Below are 17,621 nucleotides of genomic sequence, written 5' to 3' on the forward strand. Positions count from 1 at the left end.
CAGATTTACCTGTTACTATGGCACAAAAAGCATACATAAAGTCAGTATCAGGACCAAGAACCATACAACCTAGCTTGAGTATTATGGCACAAATGCAGTAATAGGTGCAGTAAGTTAATGAACGACATGAGCACCTATATTCATTTTTCCATCAAAGGTAATAGTTTTGAATGACAGTAGCCCTGTGGAGATGCGGCAAAGAATTAAGCAACTTCAAAAAGAAAAGGAACAGCTCCTGCAAGACCTTGACGCTTCCCAAAAACAGATAGCCTTCCTGCAAAAACACACCAAAGCAACGTCAGCTCTACTTCAGGAAACCAACGATAAGCTCCGTTTTTTCCACGAACAAAAACGCCTCGAAGATCTTTCAAAATCTGATTTTCTTGCAAATATGAGTCACGAAATCAGAACGCCGTTAAATATCATCCTTGGCATGGCGCATCTACTTTCAGAGACTCAGCTCACTTCTGCCCAGAATCAATATCTCAACAGCCTCAGTGTGACCGGCAAGCAGTTAATGGAAATACTCAACAATATCCTTGAGTTTTCTAGGATAGAGGCGGGAAAGGTGACATTTGAGCCGGAACCATTCAGCCTGCAGAGAATCATCAACCAGATTGAGGCGTCGGCCCTGCCACTGTGCCTGCCGAAACAACTCGAGTTTGTCGTTGAACATGACCCACTGCTTATCATGGAACGGGTTGGAGATTCCTTAAAAATTTTCCAGATACTCTTAAACCTTATAAATAATGCGGTAAAATTTACCCAATCAGGCTCCATAACCCTCACGATCGAGGAAAATATGGAAAAAGATGAAAACCTTACCCTTCAGGTAAAAGACACAGGTTCAGGCATCTCAAGAGACCAGCAGAAAATTATTTTCGACAGATTTACCCAGGCGAACGAATCCTTATCGGAGCAGCATCGAGGTGCGGGCTTGGGCCTTGCCATTAGTCAAAAACTCACCGAAGCCATGGGAGGAAAACTCACCGTTACCTCCCGTTTCGGCCACGGCGCCATCTTCTCCTGCAGCCTGCCCCTCCCCCAGGTCATAGCCTCGGAGCGCCCTAAAATTCGCTTTAGCACTCAAATCATCCTACCGGAGAACTTTCCACAATTAAAAATTCTGGCAGTAGATGATATAAAAGAAAACCTTGATGTTCTTAAGGTGTACGTCAAGGATTACCCGGTTGAGGTACATACAGCCGAGAATGGACAGGTGGCCCTGCAACAGCTGCAAAAAGAGCGTTACGACCTGATACTAATGGACATCCGGATGCCGGTTATGGATGGTATTACCGCGACTAAAACCATTAGAAGCAAAGAGACCCGGAGCGACACCCCTGCAGTGGTCCTTGCTATCACTGCCCATGCTTTTCAGGAACAGAAGAATAAGTTTCTAAAACTCGGATTTGATGGCGTTTTAACCAAACCTTTTTTCAAAAGAGACCTTATCCAGGCCCTGTTCAAATATACAAACAAGCAGGAGATTGTCCCTCCACCCACTGAGCTGGGAAACAAGGCCATTGGTTATTGTCTTGAAAATGAAAAAGCAGAAGATATTCCTGAAAGTCTCATGGAACTCCTACCCCAGATTTTTCAAACCGTTGAAGCAGATTTAATTTCAATAAAAAAAGCCCTGAAAAACCAGGAATACACCGTAATTTACAGCACCTGCCATGCCCTGACCGGTGTTTGTGGTATGTTCGGTTTTAAGAGGCTGGCCACACTCATCAGCGACCTATCAAGTAACGTAAAGGCCAAGAACCATATTCTGGCGAAGGAACTTATATCTGCTCTTGAAATGTACGTATCCCAACTACAGACCCCCCAGCAGAACAAACCTATCTCCGACTCAAACACATATGTTCCAGATGAGGCCCCACTTTTTTCCAGTCAACACAGGGACGACTAAAGCCTTTAACTTCTATGAGTGGGCAACCAAAGGCTGAGTCATCGACATATACTTGACCATATGCCTTAGGACTATTGGTCCAGGAGTCCTGGTCCGGATTTCGGTTTATTCCATAGAGGATAATCCCCTCTGACGTTACATAATCAACAGCTTCCTGCAGTACATTGCGACTTTCCCCTCCATCACCACGCATGGTATAGAGAATAATCCTGGCTCCATAGCGTTGTAATTTTTTCAGCCAGCTGATTGCACCTGGTACCGGCTTACCAATTTCGGGGTACCTGTGATCCACAATGGTTCCATCAAAATCAACACATATATACATTCACTTCTCCAAATAAAAACATCTATCTCCCATAAACAGGAAGAAAAAAGGGACTTTTTATATTCCTCACCCGGTGGCCATACCTTCCTCGAATATCTCTCTTCGTATGCTTTCTGTTACTTATACTAACCCCGATGAACGGGATTTATGACAGGCTTTCAGCAGTAAGGCACTCACCCGACAAGCGGGAAAATTCTTAGCAGGCATATGGTAATGCACCAGTTTAAGTTTACAAGAAAAGAGGTGGTAAAGTCCAATTTACAATGATGGAATGGTCTGATATTTCTTCTCTTTTTCTTGCGGACTATTTCGAGTACAATTTCATACGACCATGGGAGTAAAAGATAAAAAGATTTCCAACTTAACCCCGGTAAAACAGATGGCACAATCATATCGATATAACAGAATGGAGTTGTCCGGTTCCCTTGGAGATCTTGGTGCACTCCTGCCCCTGGTTATGGGGATGATTATGGTAAATGATATGTCCGTCACGGGTATCTTTTTCACCATCGGCCTTTTCTACCTCTGTGCGGGACATTATTTCAAGGTGCCTATTCCAGTACAGCCAATGAAGGCCATTAGCAGTTACGCCATAGCCACAGGAGCCACTGCCACGCAGATAAGCGGCTCAGCTTCTCTTATCTGCCTGTTACTCTTTATCATTGGCATTTCCGGCACCATTGATCTCATCGGCAAACTTATTCCAAGATCAGTTATTAGAGGAATACAGCTTTCCACCGGAACCCTCCTGATGATGCAGGGTCTAAAACTAATCATTGGTCAATCCCAGCAACAAATCACAACAGGGCTTTCCGAACCATTTCTTAGTGTCACGTCCATTGGCCCAATTCCCTTTGGTATATTCCTTGGGATTATTGGTACGATAATAACGCTTTTTATGATGCAAAACAAAAAGTACCCTGCGGCCTTAGTCCTCATTACGCTTGGCTTTATAATTGGCCTTATCTATTCAAAAAACGAAGCACTCTCAGAAATACAGTTGGGTTTCCACCTTCCGGAATTTTTGCCTTTCGGCCTTCCTACACAGCCTGATCTGGTTATTGCCTTTTTTGTTCTGGTGATTCCCCAAATTCCTATGACAATCGGCAACGCTATTTTTGCAAATGTTGACCTCTCAAAGGAATACTTCGGAGACGATTCGAAAAAAGTCACCTATAAAGCAACAACTCTCAGCATGGCATTTGCCAACGGATTAAGCTTTCTCTTTGGTGGAATTCCATTATGTCATGGGGCGGGAGGGCTTGCGGCTCACTACAAATTTGGGGCACGTACCGGAGGTTCAAATGTAATTATCGGCACTCTTTTTGTTCTCCTTGCTCTCTTTTTGGGTAACCAGGCTCTACAACTCATTCATCTACTGCCATTTGCAATACTAGGTGTACTTTTATTTTTTGCAGGGATTCAGCTCAGTCTATCAATCCTTGATATGAAAACCCGTAAAGAGATGTTTGTTATCCTTGTCATCCTCACCCTCACCCTCACAACATCACTGTCCTGGGGCTTTGGAGCGGGACTCATAGTTGCCTACTTTGTACAATCTGATAAGGTTTCTTTGTAAATAAGACGACACCATGGAGGAAAAATCGTTTTGGTTTCGCCGCCAATCGATGATTTAGTGCCTTTCCGTCGGATGGCCTCATACATTATAGCTACCCCATGGCAACCGTTGTCTTAGCAATTCCCGCCAGACCCACAAAGATAAAGCTATACAAAGAAACAAGATACATACATGCTAACACAGAGACACACGGCAGATTAGCCAGCTTGTCTTTCATATGGTAGGCAAATATCGAAAACATTCCAACAATGGGCAGAAGATATCTGCCCTGGGCTTGAAAATCTACAGCCCAGGCCTGATAGAATGCAGCAATCAGTAAGAGAATCGCGCTGACAAAAGTAATAACAACTAAACCCAGTCCTTCCCAGCCACCATTTTTGATGGCAAAAAAGGAAATTACAAGAAGAACAACAACAGAGAGATAGCGGACAAAATCATAGTATCCGTATGAAGCAGCAACGGAGGTATATCCATACTCCCCAAATGATGTCCGAAATATTTTTTCCCCCCACATATGGTGGACAAGCATTCTTTTAAGGCTTACCCCCCTATCTTTCATTCGAAGATGGACAAATTTTTGATCAAGCGGGGTGCTTGGCTTAAACATTTCCCCAGCGTATGTTTCCCGGGCCTCAAGGATCTTTTCACTCTTTTGAAAATCATTGATGGAACTATCAAAAACACGAACAGCCACAAAAACAGAAACCCCAGCCAGCCCGATCACTGCAACACGGAGCAGGATAGACATATTAAAAGTAGTTTTTCCATACCAGAGTCTCCAAATAAAATAGAGAAGCATGTAAAAACCAAAAAAGTAAAAGTTTAACTTCAAGAGCAGTAGGACACCTAAAAGAACGACAACTCCAGGTAGCTTCCACCATGAACAACTGGAGCCATCGATAGTCAGCAATCTATTCCAGGTGGAGTCAGATGCCACCATCTGATAGGCAATGAGTAAGATCACCATGATGGCAAAGGCTTCAGAATTAAAATAACTAAAAATATACCAAATCTGGGGGGAAAGCAGCAGTGGTAGAAAGATAATTCGAAATGTTTTTTTATAGACTGCAAAAAGCAGTAAAAAGGCAAATAAGCTCACATTGAAATATCGAACAAGACGATACTCTGGAATCTGCAATGTTTGAAATAGTTTAGCAAATTTCCCTGCAAAAAAATATGAAATCTCCCCTGAATTCAGTCTCGATATCCCATATATACTATAGGTATGTGCAACAGCAGGATCACCAATTTCAGGAGGTAGATTGTGGTCCATATAATACTGTGCAGCCATCACATGGACACCTTCATCCGGATGCTGATTGTATTTACTTATACTGGCCATTACGATAATCAAGGTCAAAACAATAAGACCTAAGGGAAGCACAAATCGACACTCAAAAAACATTGCCCGCGAAGCAAAAGACAGTGCAAAGGCAAAGAGGATCATCACCAGCATCCTGCTAAGCTGTGCTGCAACAATATTTTCTTTGACCAGGGTTGGGATTGTATAAAAAACATTTGGATCATTGGATGAAGGTTTGACGGTAAAACCTTCTGCTGCATAACTAAAATCCTCTACCCCTCCACCTACCACAATTTTTGCAAACTGTTCTGGAGAATCAATACGAACCGGGGTAAATCCAGGTTGAGAGATAACAAGGGAGATTACTCGAACATTTGCATTTTTTTCAGTAGTATCTATGCGTAGATTTTTGATTTTCTTCAGATTGCCAAGCCGCATGGAGTATTCAGTTACTCCCGATTCCACCAGAACCTCCGCAACCCGTTTTTCAGACCAATTCTCTGAGGAATCGCTGTAATACACTTTAAATTTTGTTCTGTTGTCTGTTACAACTTTCAAGTCAACAACGGCAAGACTTGTCACCAAAAAGTGGTACAGGGCGATGAAAATGAGGGACAATACACCCCCACGAACAATAGTTTTCCAGTGATCCATGTTTTCCATCTGGTCTCTCTTTAATTATCCGGAGTATTTTTCATCGTTACTAGATACATTACACACATATGTTTTGCACTGCGCTCGTCTACATACCACGGACTAAGAGCTGCTGTAAAGCAGTCTGCCGCCGGCCACTATCCTCCTGGCGAACTGCCATGGCAAGAGCTCTTCTTGTCCCCACACCAACAGCGAGTTTTTTGGCTCTTGTAAGCCCCGTATATATAAGGTTTCTAAACAACATTTTAAAATGTTGCGTTAGTAGAGGCATAATAACCGCTTCAAACTCACTTCCCTGGGATTTATGGATGGTAATGGCGTAAGCAAGGTCCAACTCCAACAGATCGTCCTTTTTATATACCACCTCGCGGTTATCCGGGGAAAACCTCACAAGACAGCCAAGATCCACGGTATCTATATCAACGACCCGGCCAATGTCTCCATTAAAAACGTTTAAATCGTAGTTATTGCGTTTATGAATTATCCGGTCTCCCACCCTCAAGATCCTCTCTCCTATCATAACCTGAGCCTTCCCCTCACACGCAGGGTTTACAGCCTCCTGGATGACCTTATTGAGATTGAGAGTGCCCAGACTTCCACGGGTCATGGGTGAAAGTATCTGGATTTCGGTACCCTGTCCATAATACTTTGGTATCCAGTCCGTATAGAGACGCACCACCGACTGTACTGCCGTGAGGCCAAAATGAAGGGTTGACCAGGGATGAATCTTCTTCACCACGGCCTTGAGTCCCTCTATCTCACCCTCCGCCTTGACTATCTTGGCTAAATCAACATGTTCAAATTTTTTCGGCAGGGTAAACGGCGGCTCATAGGATGACAGTATTGGTTCCTCCGTTCTAAAGAGCAACGGATCTTCAGAAGAGCTCATTTCCTCGCGTCCTTTAAGGTCAAAACCGTCGAGCCTTTTAACCCTTGAGATAAAGGAGAGCTGCTCCTGTGTCGACTCATCCGAATCAAAAAACAGACAGTCTTCACCATCCTCCCATAGTGCAGGCTTTTTAAAAGGCGATTCTATCTGAGGAGTCCTGCCACTGTTAATATCATGGGCATATTGAATTATTTTTGATTTTTTTGCCTGGCGGAAAATCTCGGTAAGCTTCGCTACAGGCACAACTCCTGAAGCAATCAAGTCCCGTAGCACATTACCCGCACCAACCGAAGGCAATTGGTCCGCGTCGCCTATAAACAAGACCTGACAACCGTCGGGTACTGCGCGCAATAGAGAGGCAGTAAGTGAAATATCGAGCATTGAACACTCATCAACGATCAAACAATCTGCTCGTAGCGGTTGTTCCTCATTTTTTAAAAATCTACCATTTTGCCACTCAAGAAGACGGTGCAGGGTCTTTGCCTCCCGGCCAATAACCTCACTCATCCGTTGGGCAGCACGCCCGGTAGGTGCAGCAAGCACAACCTTAACGCCTAAAGACTCAAGCATTCTCACAATAACGAGGGTCGTCGTTGTCTTACCACAACCAGGCCCACCTGTAAGTATTGAAACGTTTCTTGAAACAGCGGATTTAACAGCTTCCAGCTGCTCCTTTGAAAGACGAATCTCCTGCCCCTTACAGTGCTTTTCCAGCCACTGATTGACACCCGGTGTAAGTACGCGCCCCGCAACACTCAGCATCCTGCAGAGCTTCTCTGCAACATAAGCCTCATCATAATAGAGGGACTTCGAATAATAGCAGTGAAGAATGTCACCATCTTCTGGCAACAGCCTGAGCTTTAGCCTATTTTCATCCTCCATCTTACCCAGGAGTAACTGTAGACGCTCTCCGAGCTCAAGATCTAATAAGCCTTTAATACCATCCGCTATCTGCTCGCGAGAAAGGAAACAGTGCCCCTCTTCCCTTGAGGCAGCAAGGACATGGGCAATGGCTGCCACGATTCGCTGCTCACTATCTTCAGCAAGGCCAATGGACAGAGCGACCTTATCTGCTGAAAAAAATCCTATCCCGTAAAAATCGCTCGCCAGGCGGTATGGATCAGCCACAACCTTCTCTATGGCTTCTTCTCCGTATTGTTTAAAGATACGAACGGCAAAAAGGGTGGAAATTCCATGACCCTGGAGGAACATCATAACCTCGCGTATTGCCCTATGCTCCCGCCACGCCTTTTCAATAAGGGAAAGTTTTTTCCTGGCTATGCCCTCAACTTCGGTCAATCTTGAAATATCAGTTTCAAAGACCTCCAAAGTCTGACTTTCAAAATGATGTACTATCTTTTTTGCGGTCTTCGGCCCAACACCCTTGATCAACCCGGAACCAAGATACTTTTCAAGGGCTGCACTGGTGGCAGGTTTTTTCTCCACCGCCCGCTCAGCTTTAAACTGTCGGCCAAATTGAGAATGGTACGTCCACGCTCCAAAAAACTCCATGGTCGCCCCTGCAAAAACCTTGGTTTGGTGAACAGTGACAGTCTCTTGTGTCGCAGGGCTATTAAAGGGTGAAACCCGTAAAACGGACCAACCATTTTCTGGATTATGGTAGGTCACCCGTTCAACAATACCAGACACTTTTTCCTTTAATTCCTGCATCTATGTACAGCCACCCTATAACAGTTATGTTGCGTTTATCAGCTTTGCAGCGTCTCAATATTTTCAAAAAGGGAGAGAACCTCAGGATTAATCAAGGCTCCAACATTTTTAACCTCCCTTCCATGGACGACTTCCCGCACTGCAAGTTCTACAATTTTACCTGTTTTAGTCCTTGGAATCTGGTCTACCTGAACTATTCGCGCCGGCACATGTCGTGGACTACAATTTGTTCGAAGTACTTTTTTTATGGCAGCTTCCAGCTCTTCTGAAAGTTTCAAGCCCTGCATTAAAACCACAAAGAGAACTACGCGCACATCATTATCCCACTCCTGACCTATGGCAAGAGATTCCTGTATCTCCGGTAACGATTCAACATACCTATATATTTCAGCTGTACCAATACGAACGCCCCCTGGGTTAAGTGTGGCATCAGAACGCCCGTAGATCTTCACTCCTCCATGGTCCATCAACTTCACATAATCACCATGGTGCCAAACATTTTCATATTGAGCGAAATAGGCATTGTGGTATTTACTCCCGTCACTATCACCCCAGAAGAATGCAGGCTGGGATGGAAAACTTTTTGAGCAAACCAACTCTCCTTTCTCACCAACAACCGCCGTACCTGAGTCATCATAGACTTCAACTGCCATCCCAAGCCCCCTGCATTGACTCTCTCCTCTATATACAGGTAGCACTGGACAGCCAAGAACAAAGCAGGAAACAATATCGGTACCACCTGAAATCGATGATACGCAGAGATCTTCCTTAACCTGGCTATAAAGATAGTCATAGCTTTCAGGCACCAGAACAGACCCTGTGGAGCAGAGTGTCCGTAAATGACGTAGATCGTGATTCTCTTTAGGAGTATAGTTTTCCTTTTTCAGTACATCTATATATTTAGCAGAGGTTCCAAATAGTGTTGCTCCCACCTTTTCGGTGTAATCCCATAGTACGCCCGGGCCCGGGTAAAAAGGAGAACCGTCATACAAAACAATGGATGCACCGCAACCAAGTGCTGATACCAGCCAATTCCACATCATCCAGCCACAGGTTGTAAAATAGAAAACCTTGTCACCTTCTCGCACATCACTATGCAATTGTAATTCTTTCAGGTGCTGCAGAAGTACTCCACCTGTTCGGTGAGCGATGCATTTAGGCTTTCCCGTAGTACCGGAAGAATATAAGATGCATAGGGGATGATTAAACTCAACAGGCAGAAACGTCATTTTTTCACCTGAGTACTCCTTTAGTATTGCCTGCCAATCAAGACCCGGGAGTTCGCCCTTTCCGGTAAAAGGGACCACAAGCGTCTGCTCAAGGCCTGGTAACTGCTCCTGAACACGTTTAATTTTGCCACGTATATCTATGGTTTTTCCGTTATAGAAATAACCATCCGCACAAACAAGGATTTTCGGCTCTGTCTGACCAAACCGCTCCATAACACTGTCTATTCCAAAATCAGGGGAGGTGGAGGTCCAGATTGCACCAAGGCTGGTTGCAGCAAGCATGGCAACCACCGCCTCCGGCATGTTGGGAATATATCCTGCAACCCTGTCTCCCTTTTGCACTCCTACAGACCTCATCCAGGCTGCAATTGCAGTAACTTGCTGATAGAGTTGATCCCAGGTTACAGTAGAGGAGATCTTGTCTTCTGCCTGAAAATATATTGCAATGCCATCCCCCCGTTTACGCAACAGGTTTTCAGCAAAATTAAGAGAACCGTCGGGGAACCAGAGAGAGTGTTCAATATTCTCACCATCAACAAGAATGTTTTCTCCAGGCACACCTATAATATCCATAAACAGCCAGACACTTTTCCAAAACAATTCCCGCTTTTCAAGCGACCAATCGTATAGCTCAGTAAAGGTTTTAATGGAACAACCATGGTGAAGGTTTACATAATTCATAAAACCAACAACAGCAGTCGATTCAATCTGATCTGTTTTCGGACTCCAAAGGGGACTGAGCTGTGCCATATCTGTCTTCCTTTTGTAGTTGAGGTGATGAGTAATTTATTCCTGACAACCTGTTACAAAATATATAACAAAAAAGGGTTCATCCCATTACTCGCAAATCAATGTTTTCTACTTCAATACACCACCCTTTAATAGACATGTCAACAAAGAGAAAAATGTCATACGATCTACAGCTATAACAAACAGTAGAAGAAGGGAAGGGGGTAACTAGCCAGAACCAGCTAGCTTCACAACAACGATTTAAAAGAGACAACAGGTAGCAAGAGCAAATGAAACTATCACTTATCTGCTTGATTTTGTGCCACTAGACCTGCCATCATCTCTGGAATCTGGGCGACTTTTTCTGCATCATCTGAATCAAAACAATCTATCAACTGTCCATCAAACATGACACCTATCCTGTCAGACAGAGCAAGTGCCTCTGCAAGGTCGCCAGTCACTAAAAGTATCCCGGCTTCTTCCCGTGCTTTCAAGAGCAGATTCCAGATATCTTCAGCAGCAGCGATATCAAGACCCTGGGTGGGCTGCTCCGCCACGATGAGCCGTGGACGCCGATAAAATTCCCTTGCGAGTACCATTTTTTGTAAGTTACCACCAGAAAGCTGCCAGGCATAGGCTGAGAGGTTAGGAGGCCTGATATCAAACGCCTCAACGAGATGCTCAGCCTTTTCCCGTGCCTCTTCACGTAAGAGCCAGGGACCTTTAACAAAACCGCCCCGCGTGGTCAGAAGAAAATTATCCAGTAAATCGAGCCCCTGGCACGTTGCAAGCCCCTGCCTGTCTTCTGGAATGTAAGAAAGTGCATTGTCCCAACGCATGTTAGAGAAAAATTTTCTCCAGGCGGCACCAAGGATCTTAACACAATCTTTTTTAGGTTTACGAAGGCCACAGATGCTTTCCACAAGGTTCTTTTGACCATTCCCTGCAACTCCAACAAGGCCGAGGATCTCTCCCTGTCGCAGCTCAAAATCCACATCTTTTAGAAGTTCATCACTGAGATTCTCAACTTTTAAAACAACCTGCCGTGGTTCCATGGGAACGCGATCAACCTCAAGAAGAACTTCGCGCCCTACCATACGACCTGCCAGCTCAGCGGTGGAGGCCACATCTTTCGTAGCGACGGTATCCACCACTTCGCCCCGTCGCAGTATGGCAATATTATCTGCAATCGCCATAACCTCTTCAAGCTTATGGCTGATAAAAACAATACCCTTCCCCTTACTGATCATCTTTTTCATGGTGACAAAAAGATTGTCAGCTTCCTTAGGGGTCAGCACTGCTGTTGGTTCATCGAAAATTAGAACATTAGACTGTCGGTGGAGTAGTTTCAGAATTTCAACCTGCTGCCGTTCCCCCATGGAGAGTTCACTGATGCGAGCGGCAGGATCGATCTGCATGCCGTACTGTTCAGCAAGTACCCTGACCTCAGCCTGCATCTTTGCCCAGTTGAGCCAAAGACTGCCCTTTGTACCAAGAAAAATATTCTCGGTTACACTCAGGTTCTGCACCAACTTAAAGTGCTGATACACCATGCCGATCCCTGTAGCAATCGCCTTTTCAGTGGTATCAAGAACAACCTCTTCTCCCAAGAGAAAAATAGACCCGCTGTCCGGTTGCAACTGGCCAGCCAGTATCGACATAAGCGTCGACTTGCCTGCACCATTTTCACCAAGCAGGGCAAGTATTTTCCCTTCTTCAATATCTATGGAAACGTCACGATTGGCATGAACATCTCCAAAAGACTTTGAGATTCCTGAAAGCTGTATAAGTGGGACATGGGTTGCCATGCTTTAGGGTTTCTCCCGCCCGGCAATGGGTGTTACAAATTGAGATTCAGTATCCCATGGAAAAAGAATCCAAGTATCCTGACTCACTTCAGTGACAAAGGTGTCTACAAGTGGCCGGCCAGCGGGTTTTGCGTACACTGTTGCAAAGTGCGCCTTGGGCAGGATTTCTTTAACCAGATTTGCAGTTCGACCAGTATCCACCAGATCATCAATGAGCAGATAGCCTTCACCCGTTCCTTCAACAGTTTTCAGGATATCAGCCTCACCCTTTTTATCTTTCCAGTCGTAGCTGGAAATACAGATAGTGTCCACCAGGTGGATATCAAGCTCACGGGCAATAATTGCTGCCGGCACCAGACCACCACGGGTAATAGCAATAATCCCTTTAAAATAATCCATATCAAGAAGACGCCAAGACAGGGCCTTCGAATCGCGATGCAGCTGATCCCAGGAAATGGGGTACGTCTTTCTATAGGTAGAATTTGTGGACATATGTTTCTCCAATGCACAGATTATAAGCCTATCGCATTAGGCTAATATACTATTTTTTCATGTTTAAAAAGTTACACACAATCAGCAATTTTCAATCAACCGGCTCAACATTTACACCCAGAGCCGCTGGTTCCTCAGAGCTCCCCTTCTTCCAGGAAGATAAAACCAGAACAATAACTGTCAACGCATAGGGAAGCATAAGCAGCAGCGATGAGGGCAGTTGGGTTCCAGATGCCTGCAGGCGTAACTGTAATGCCATAACCCCGCCAAACAGGTAGGCTCCAAAAACTGCTCTCCCTGGCCGCCAAAACGCAAAAATAACCAGAGCCACCGCAATCCACCCTCTGCCACCGGTAAGACTTGTGGTCCAGAGGTGTGTATAGGCAAGTGATAGATACGCGCCTCCCAGCCCCATAAAGAATCCTCCAACAAGGATTCCAAACCAGCGATATGCAAACACGTTCAAGCCGGCTGCCATGGCAGCACCAGGGTATTCACCAACGGCTCTCAGTCCAAGACCAAAGCGGGTCTTTACAAAAAACAACCACATCAAAGGTGGAATACAGTAACTGAAGTAAACCAGAGGATCGTGACTAAAGAATATTTTACCTACAAAAGGGATTTCAGAGAGAAAGGGAAGGGCAACGGGATCAAATCCAGGCGCCGAAAGTCCCACATATGGAGTACCAAGGTAGTTCGCAAGGCCAGTACCAAGGATGGTAAGGGCAAGGCCTGAGACCACCTGATTCCCCTGAAACCAGAGGCAAACAATACCGTGGATAGAAGTCGCCATGCTGCCGACAATACCCGCGGCTAGACATCCCAGTACCGGGCTGCCTGTTACTCTTGATACCAAAAAGCCGGCTAGAGCACCTAAAATCATTGCCCCCTCTACACCGAGGTTCAACACACCTGATTTCTCGGTAAATATTTCTCCCAACGTGGCATAAAGGATGGGAGTACCCGACTGTACAGCTGCTGCAAGAAGGGGAATTAGTAATTCATATGTCATCCCACCCTCCTGCGTTCAATTTTATAATGTGTAAAAAGTCCACCCGCAAGGACAGTGAGCAGAATAAGACCTTCAAGAATACCACCAAAGGCCGCAGGTACCTGCAAATCGAGTTGCAGGTTTTCAACACCGACCCTTAGCCCTGCGAGAAGAATTGAAGCAATACCAATACTAAGAGGATTAAGACGGGCAAGCCAGGCCACAACAATTGCAGTGTAACCATAGCCTACCATAATCGATGGCTGCAGACGGTTAACTGTGGCCGAGGCCTCAAGAAAGCCGGCCCAACCGGCAAGGGCCCCGCTTATCACCATAACGAGAATAACCAGTCTATCATAGGGAAGACCGGCGTAACGCGCTGCTGCGACATTATCGCCACTGGCTTTGAGTTCAAACCCGAGCCTGGTATACTTGAAAAATCCCCACAAAATGGTGCCAAGGCCAATACAATGGAGCAGGCCCCAGTTAATTGAACTCGTACCAATCTTACCCACGATACCACTCTCTGAGAACTCTGGAGTCATGGGAAACCCAAAACTTGTCGGGTCTTTCCAGATTCCGTAGACCAGATACTCAAGGAACAATATAGCTATGTAGTTCATCATCAGGGTGACGATGATCTCATTGGTGCGAAGCTTCTGTCTTAGAATTGCAGGAATCATCCCCCAAAACCCTCCTGCAACCATGGCCATAGCTATCATTGCAGGAAGAAGGAAATACGAAGGCCAATCGGGAAATAAGAGAGCGATCCATGTTGCCCCCACAGCCCCAAGGGCAAATTGCCCCTCAGCTCCGATGTTCCAGATCTTCAGACGAAAGGCCACGGCCACCCCCAGAGAACAGAGAAAGATAGGGATCGCCTTCAAGACACTGTCTTCCAGGGCCCAGCGGGAACCAAAAGCTCCATAGAACAGGGTGTAAAGACCTTTGACAGGGGGAGTCCCCCCTAAAAACAGCAGAATTCCACTCAACACAAGCGAAAGCGCCAGCGCCAGGAATAAAACAAGACAGGAGCCTCTTAATCCAAGAGGCTCCTGTCTTTTTGCAATACGCATCTGAAGCATAAGGCTTCTATCCGTTTACCTCGCAAGGCGAGGAGACAAATTTTTCTATTAATAGCTCTATGAAGTACCACAATTTAATGCGGGACACCTTTCATGAAGCGTTCTTATTCAGTGGTTCCAACAACGCCTTCAATAAACCAGGTCATACTAAGAAGGTCGCCATCGGGCACAACCACGCCATCTGCAACCTTAACAGCACCCTTCTGATCTTTAATAGGCCCTACAAAAACCTTCTTCTTTCCAGCTGCGATCTCTGCCTTAATACCATTTACCTTATCTTGGAGTTCCTGCGGAACCATAGGTCCAAAAGGTGCAAGATCAACAATACCTTCGGCAAGCCCCGGCCATGCAGACTCAGCTTTCCAGGTGCCCTTTCTCACTTCTTCGACAACCTTGGTATAGTATGGTCCCCAATTCCAGACAGGTGCGGTCATATGAGCCTTTGGAGCAAAGGCAGCCATGTTGGAGTTATAACCGATTGAGTATACGCCCTTTTCTGCTGCAGCTTCTTGAGGACCAGGGGAATCCTGGTGCTGAGCAATAACGTCCGCACCTACATCAAGGAGCGACTTTGCCGCTTCTTTTTCTGTAGCAGGATCATACCAGGTCTTAGTCCATACAACTCGTACGGTTGCATCGGGATTAACAGACTGAGCACCAAGGGTAAAGGCATTAATACCACGGATAACTTCAGGAATTGGAAATGCAGCTGCGTAACCGATAATGTTAGATTTGGTCATTTTACCTGCGACTATACCTGAGAGGTATCTCGCCTGATACATACGTCCAAAATAATTACCCATGTTCTCAGACTGCTTGAAACCAGAACAGTGCAGAAAGGCAACCTTGGGGAACTTCTTAGCAACTTTCAGCATTGGATCCATATAACCAAAGCTGGTTCCAAAAATCACATCATAGCCTTTTCTGGCCATATTAAGGACAACACGCTCTGAGTCAGGACCTTCTGGCACAGACTCAACATAGGAGGTGGTCACTCCGTCCATTGCTTCAACAGCCTGACGACCAACATCGTGAGCATAGGAATAACCTGCATCCCCAATTGGAGACACATAAACAAAACCAACCTTCATCTCTTTGTCTGCAGCATTTGCTGTGGACATAAAGAGTGATAAGGTAATTATTAGTGCAGCTTTTAACATTTTCATCCTCTATCCTCCTGAACTGAGTTCATTCTTACACCGTAAAAAGGGGTAAGTGCATATACTATTCAGCATCAATATACTGTTGCTGACAATTACAATACCTGTTTTAAGAAAAGCTTAGCCCGCTCTTCTGTGGGGTTGGTAAAAAAGTGATCTGGGGTGCCAACCTCTACAACCTTACCCTCATCCATGAAAATGACCCGGTCGGCGACCTCTTTTGCAAAACCCATCTCATGGGTTACCACAATCATAGTCATACCTTCCCGCGCCAATTGTTTCATAACATCAAGTACCTCTCCCACCATCTCTGGATCAAGTGCTGAAGTTGGTTCGTCAAACAACATGACCTTGGGATCCATTGCAAGTGCCCTTGCAATGGCAACCCGCTGCTGTTGACCACCGGACAACCTTGAGGGATACTCGCCGGCTTTATCATGAATTCCAACCTTTTTCAACAGCGCATATGCTTTTTCTTGTGCGACTTTGTGGCTCCTCTTACGAACTTTCATCTGGGCAAGAGTGAGGTTTTCCACGACCGTCTTATGGGGAAAGAGGTTAAACTGCTGAAAAACCATACCAACTTCCGCTCGAACCTGATTGATATTCGTCTTTTTATCGGCGAGATCAACACCATCAATAATGATATGACCATCATTAAAGGCCTCGAGGCCATTAATGCAGCGTAAAAAAGTAGATTTACCCGAGCCGGACGGACCGATAACAACAACCACTTCTCCCTGGGCAACTTCAGTTGAAACCCCATCCACTGCACGGACAACACCATTACGGCTCTTAAATATTTTAACCACATTCTCTGCTTTAATCACTGACGGCAAACCTCCGTTCCATGTAGTAGACAATTTGGGACAATATGGATGTTACCAGTAGATACATGGCAGCAACAACCAACCACACTTCAAAAGTCGCAAATGTTGAGGTAATAATTTCCCGTCCCGATTTTGTCAGATCGGTAATAGCGATGACAGAGACGAGTGAAGAGTCTTTAATGAGGCTGATGAACTGACCGGAAAGAGGTGGGAGTATCTTTTTTAATGCTTGCGGCAGAATAACCTCTACCATGGTCTGGAAGGAATTCATTCCAAGGGACCTCGCTGCTTCAGCTTGACCTTTCGGTATAGCCTGGATACCGGCCCGTACAATTTCTGCGACATAGGCCCCGGCAAAAAGGGCAAGTGCGCCAATACCACAAACATTTCTACTTAAATCAAAAACAGTTCCAAGAAAAAAGTAGGCGAGAAATATCTGTACAAGAAGTGGCGTCCCTCGAATGCACTCCACATAAATCATGGAGAGCCCCCGCAGCGTGAAATTCTCTGAGATTCTTGCAAGCCCAGTGAACACCCCGAGAACAAGAGCAAAAACACTTGAAACAGCAGAGAGCCATAGCGTCGTCCAAAGCCCCATCATGAGAGGGCCCAAACGCCATTCTTTTAGAAAGCCAACGGTATCACCTTCGAACAGATCGTCACCTTCACTCACTTCAAGAGCATCCGAATCTACCGAAATCGTAACCTTTTCCGAGTTCTCAGAGAGAAGCTGAACTTCTGTCGTTGTTCCTTTGTCTTTAATGGACTGTACAACTCCATCAAATGGAATTTTTTGTGCATCTTCAGCGAGGTACATAAAATACTGTGGAACTCTGTACCAACGCCACTGGTAGTCAATCTTCTGAACCGCACCCCAAGTACCGGCAGCCACCACAAGAAGGATGACTACCAGTAACAGTTTCCAGGGCCACGTCTTATTGGTGGCTATCAAAATAGGGAT

General features: G+C 45.4%; 13 protein-coding genes. 2 read left to right on the plus strand and 11 right to left on the minus strand.

Annotated features, from left to right (window positions below):
• The first annotated feature begins 166 nt into the window (after positions 1-166).
• Entirely contained in the window at positions 167-1,915 is a 1,749-nt protein-coding gene (locus ACX6CI_RS17475; protein WP_458774939.1) for an ATP-binding protein, read from the plus strand.
• Here ACX6CI_RS17475 and ACX6CI_RS17480 read toward each other — a convergent pair.
• Positions 1,845-2,240, minus strand: coding sequence for a hypothetical protein (locus tag ACX6CI_RS17480; protein ID WP_458774940.1), 396 nt, complete (start codon positions 2,238-2,240; stop codon positions 1,845-1,847). The two genes, ACX6CI_RS17475 and ACX6CI_RS17480, sit on opposite strands and share 71 nt — an antisense overlap.
• Positions 2,241-2,619: 379 nt before the next feature.
• On the opposite strand from ACX6CI_RS17480, the gene ACX6CI_RS17485 reads away from it, so the two are divergent.
• Complete coding sequence (locus tag ACX6CI_RS17485; RefSeq protein ID WP_458774941.1) at positions 2,620-3,819, plus strand: putative sulfate/molybdate transporter; 1,200 nt, start codon at positions 2,620-2,622, stop codon at positions 3,817-3,819.
• 91 nt (positions 3,820-3,910) lie between these two features.
• Here ACX6CI_RS17485 and ACX6CI_RS17490 read toward each other — a convergent pair whose 3' ends face one another.
• The 10 genes from ACX6CI_RS17490 to ACX6CI_RS17535 all read right to left on the minus strand — a co-directional run bounded on the left by ACX6CI_RS17490 (position 3,911) and on the right by ACX6CI_RS17535 (position 17,612).
• Positions 3,911-5,785, minus strand: coding sequence for a hypothetical protein (locus ACX6CI_RS17490; RefSeq protein WP_458774942.1), 1,875 nt, complete (start codon positions 5,783-5,785; stop codon positions 3,911-3,913).
• Between the two features lie 79 nt (positions 5,786-5,864).
• Entirely contained in the window at positions 5,865-8,336 is a 2,472-nt protein-coding gene (gene recD2, locus ACX6CI_RS17495) for an SF1B family DNA helicase RecD2 (RefSeq protein ID WP_458774943.1), read from the minus strand.
• A gap of 38 nt (positions 8,337-8,374) precedes the next feature.
• Positions 8,375-10,315: an acetoacetate--CoA ligase gene (locus ACX6CI_RS17500; RefSeq protein WP_458774944.1), complete on the minus strand. Its 1,941-nt coding sequence runs from the start codon at positions 10,313-10,315 to the stop codon at positions 8,375-8,377.
• A 278-nt stretch (positions 10,316-10,593) separates the two neighbouring features.
• A complete protein-coding gene (locus ACX6CI_RS17505; protein ID WP_458774945.1) occupies positions 10,594-12,102 on the minus strand; it encodes an ABC transporter ATP-binding protein in 1,509 nt (502 codons plus the stop codon).
• A 3-nt stretch (positions 12,103-12,105) separates the two neighbouring features.
• Entirely contained in the window at positions 12,106-12,594 is a 489-nt protein-coding gene (gpt, locus tag ACX6CI_RS17510; RefSeq protein WP_458774946.1) for a xanthine phosphoribosyltransferase, read from the minus strand.
• Positions 12,595-12,685: 91 nt separating this feature from the next.
• Entirely contained in the window at positions 12,686-13,606 is a 921-nt protein-coding gene (locus ACX6CI_RS17515; RefSeq protein WP_458774947.1) for an ABC transporter permease, read from the minus strand.
• On the minus strand, positions 13,603-14,670 hold the full coding sequence (locus tag ACX6CI_RS17520; RefSeq protein WP_458774948.1) for an ABC transporter permease: 1,068 nt from the start codon (positions 14,668-14,670) through the stop codon (positions 13,603-13,605). The genes ACX6CI_RS17515 and ACX6CI_RS17520 overlap by 4 nt, the downstream gene beginning before the upstream one ends.
• A gap of 104 nt (positions 14,671-14,774) precedes the next feature.
• A complete protein-coding gene (locus ACX6CI_RS17525; RefSeq protein WP_458778482.1) occupies positions 14,775-15,830 on the minus strand; it encodes a BMP family ABC transporter substrate-binding protein in 1,056 nt (351 codons plus the stop codon).
• A 95-nt stretch (positions 15,831-15,925) separates the two neighbouring features.
• Positions 15,926-16,660 (minus strand): amino acid ABC transporter ATP-binding protein, encoded by a 735-nt coding sequence (locus ACX6CI_RS17530; protein WP_458774949.1) that lies wholly within the window; start codon positions 16,658-16,660, stop codon positions 15,926-15,928.
• Positions 16,653-17,612: an amino acid ABC transporter permease gene (locus tag ACX6CI_RS17535; RefSeq protein WP_458774950.1), complete on the minus strand. Its 960-nt coding sequence runs from the start codon at positions 17,610-17,612 to the stop codon at positions 16,653-16,655. The genes ACX6CI_RS17530 and ACX6CI_RS17535 overlap by 8 nt, the downstream gene beginning before the upstream one ends.
• Positions 17,613-17,621 lie beyond the last annotated feature (9 nt).

This window comes from Desulforhopalus glucosivorans (genome assembly GCF_054397165.1).

What these genes read in the sequence shown, in the direction of transcription:
- ACX6CI_RS17480 (WP_458774940.1), bottom strand. Translation starts at nt 2,240, where the DNA reads ATGTATATATGTGTTGATTTTGATGGAACCATTGTGGATCACAGGTAC.
- ACX6CI_RS17485 (WP_458774941.1), top strand. Translation starts at nt 2,620, where the DNA reads ATGGCACAATCATATCGATATAACAGAATGGAGTTGTCCGGTTCCCTT.
- ACX6CI_RS17490 (WP_458774942.1), bottom strand. Translation starts at nt 5,785, where the DNA reads ATGGAAAACATGGATCACTGGAAAACTATTGTTCGTGGGGGTGTATTG.
- recD2 (WP_458774943.1), bottom strand. Translation starts at nt 8,336, where the DNA reads ATGCAGGAATTAAAGGAAAAAGTGTCTGGTATTGTTGAACGGGTGACC.
- ACX6CI_RS17500 (WP_458774944.1), bottom strand. Translation starts at nt 10,315, where the DNA reads ATGGCACAGCTCAGTCCCCTTTGGAGTCCGAAAACAGATCAGATTGAA.
- ACX6CI_RS17505 (WP_458774945.1), bottom strand. Translation starts at nt 12,102, where the DNA reads ATGGCAACCCATGTCCCACTTATACAGCTTTCAGGAATCTCAAAGTCT.
- gpt (WP_458774946.1), bottom strand. Translation starts at nt 12,594, where the DNA reads ATGTCCACAAATTCTACCTATAGAAAGACGTACCCCATTTCCTGGGAT.
- ACX6CI_RS17515 (WP_458774947.1), bottom strand. Translation starts at nt 13,606, where the DNA reads ATGACATATGAATTACTAATTCCCCTTCTTGCAGCAGCTGTACAGTCG.
- ACX6CI_RS17520 (WP_458774948.1), bottom strand. Translation starts at nt 14,670, where the DNA reads ATGCTTCAGATGCGTATTGCAAAAAGACAGGAGCCTCTTGGATTAAGA.
- ACX6CI_RS17525 (WP_458778482.1), bottom strand. Translation starts at nt 15,830, where the DNA reads ATGTTAAAAGCTGCACTAATAATTACCTTATCACTCTTTATGTCCACA.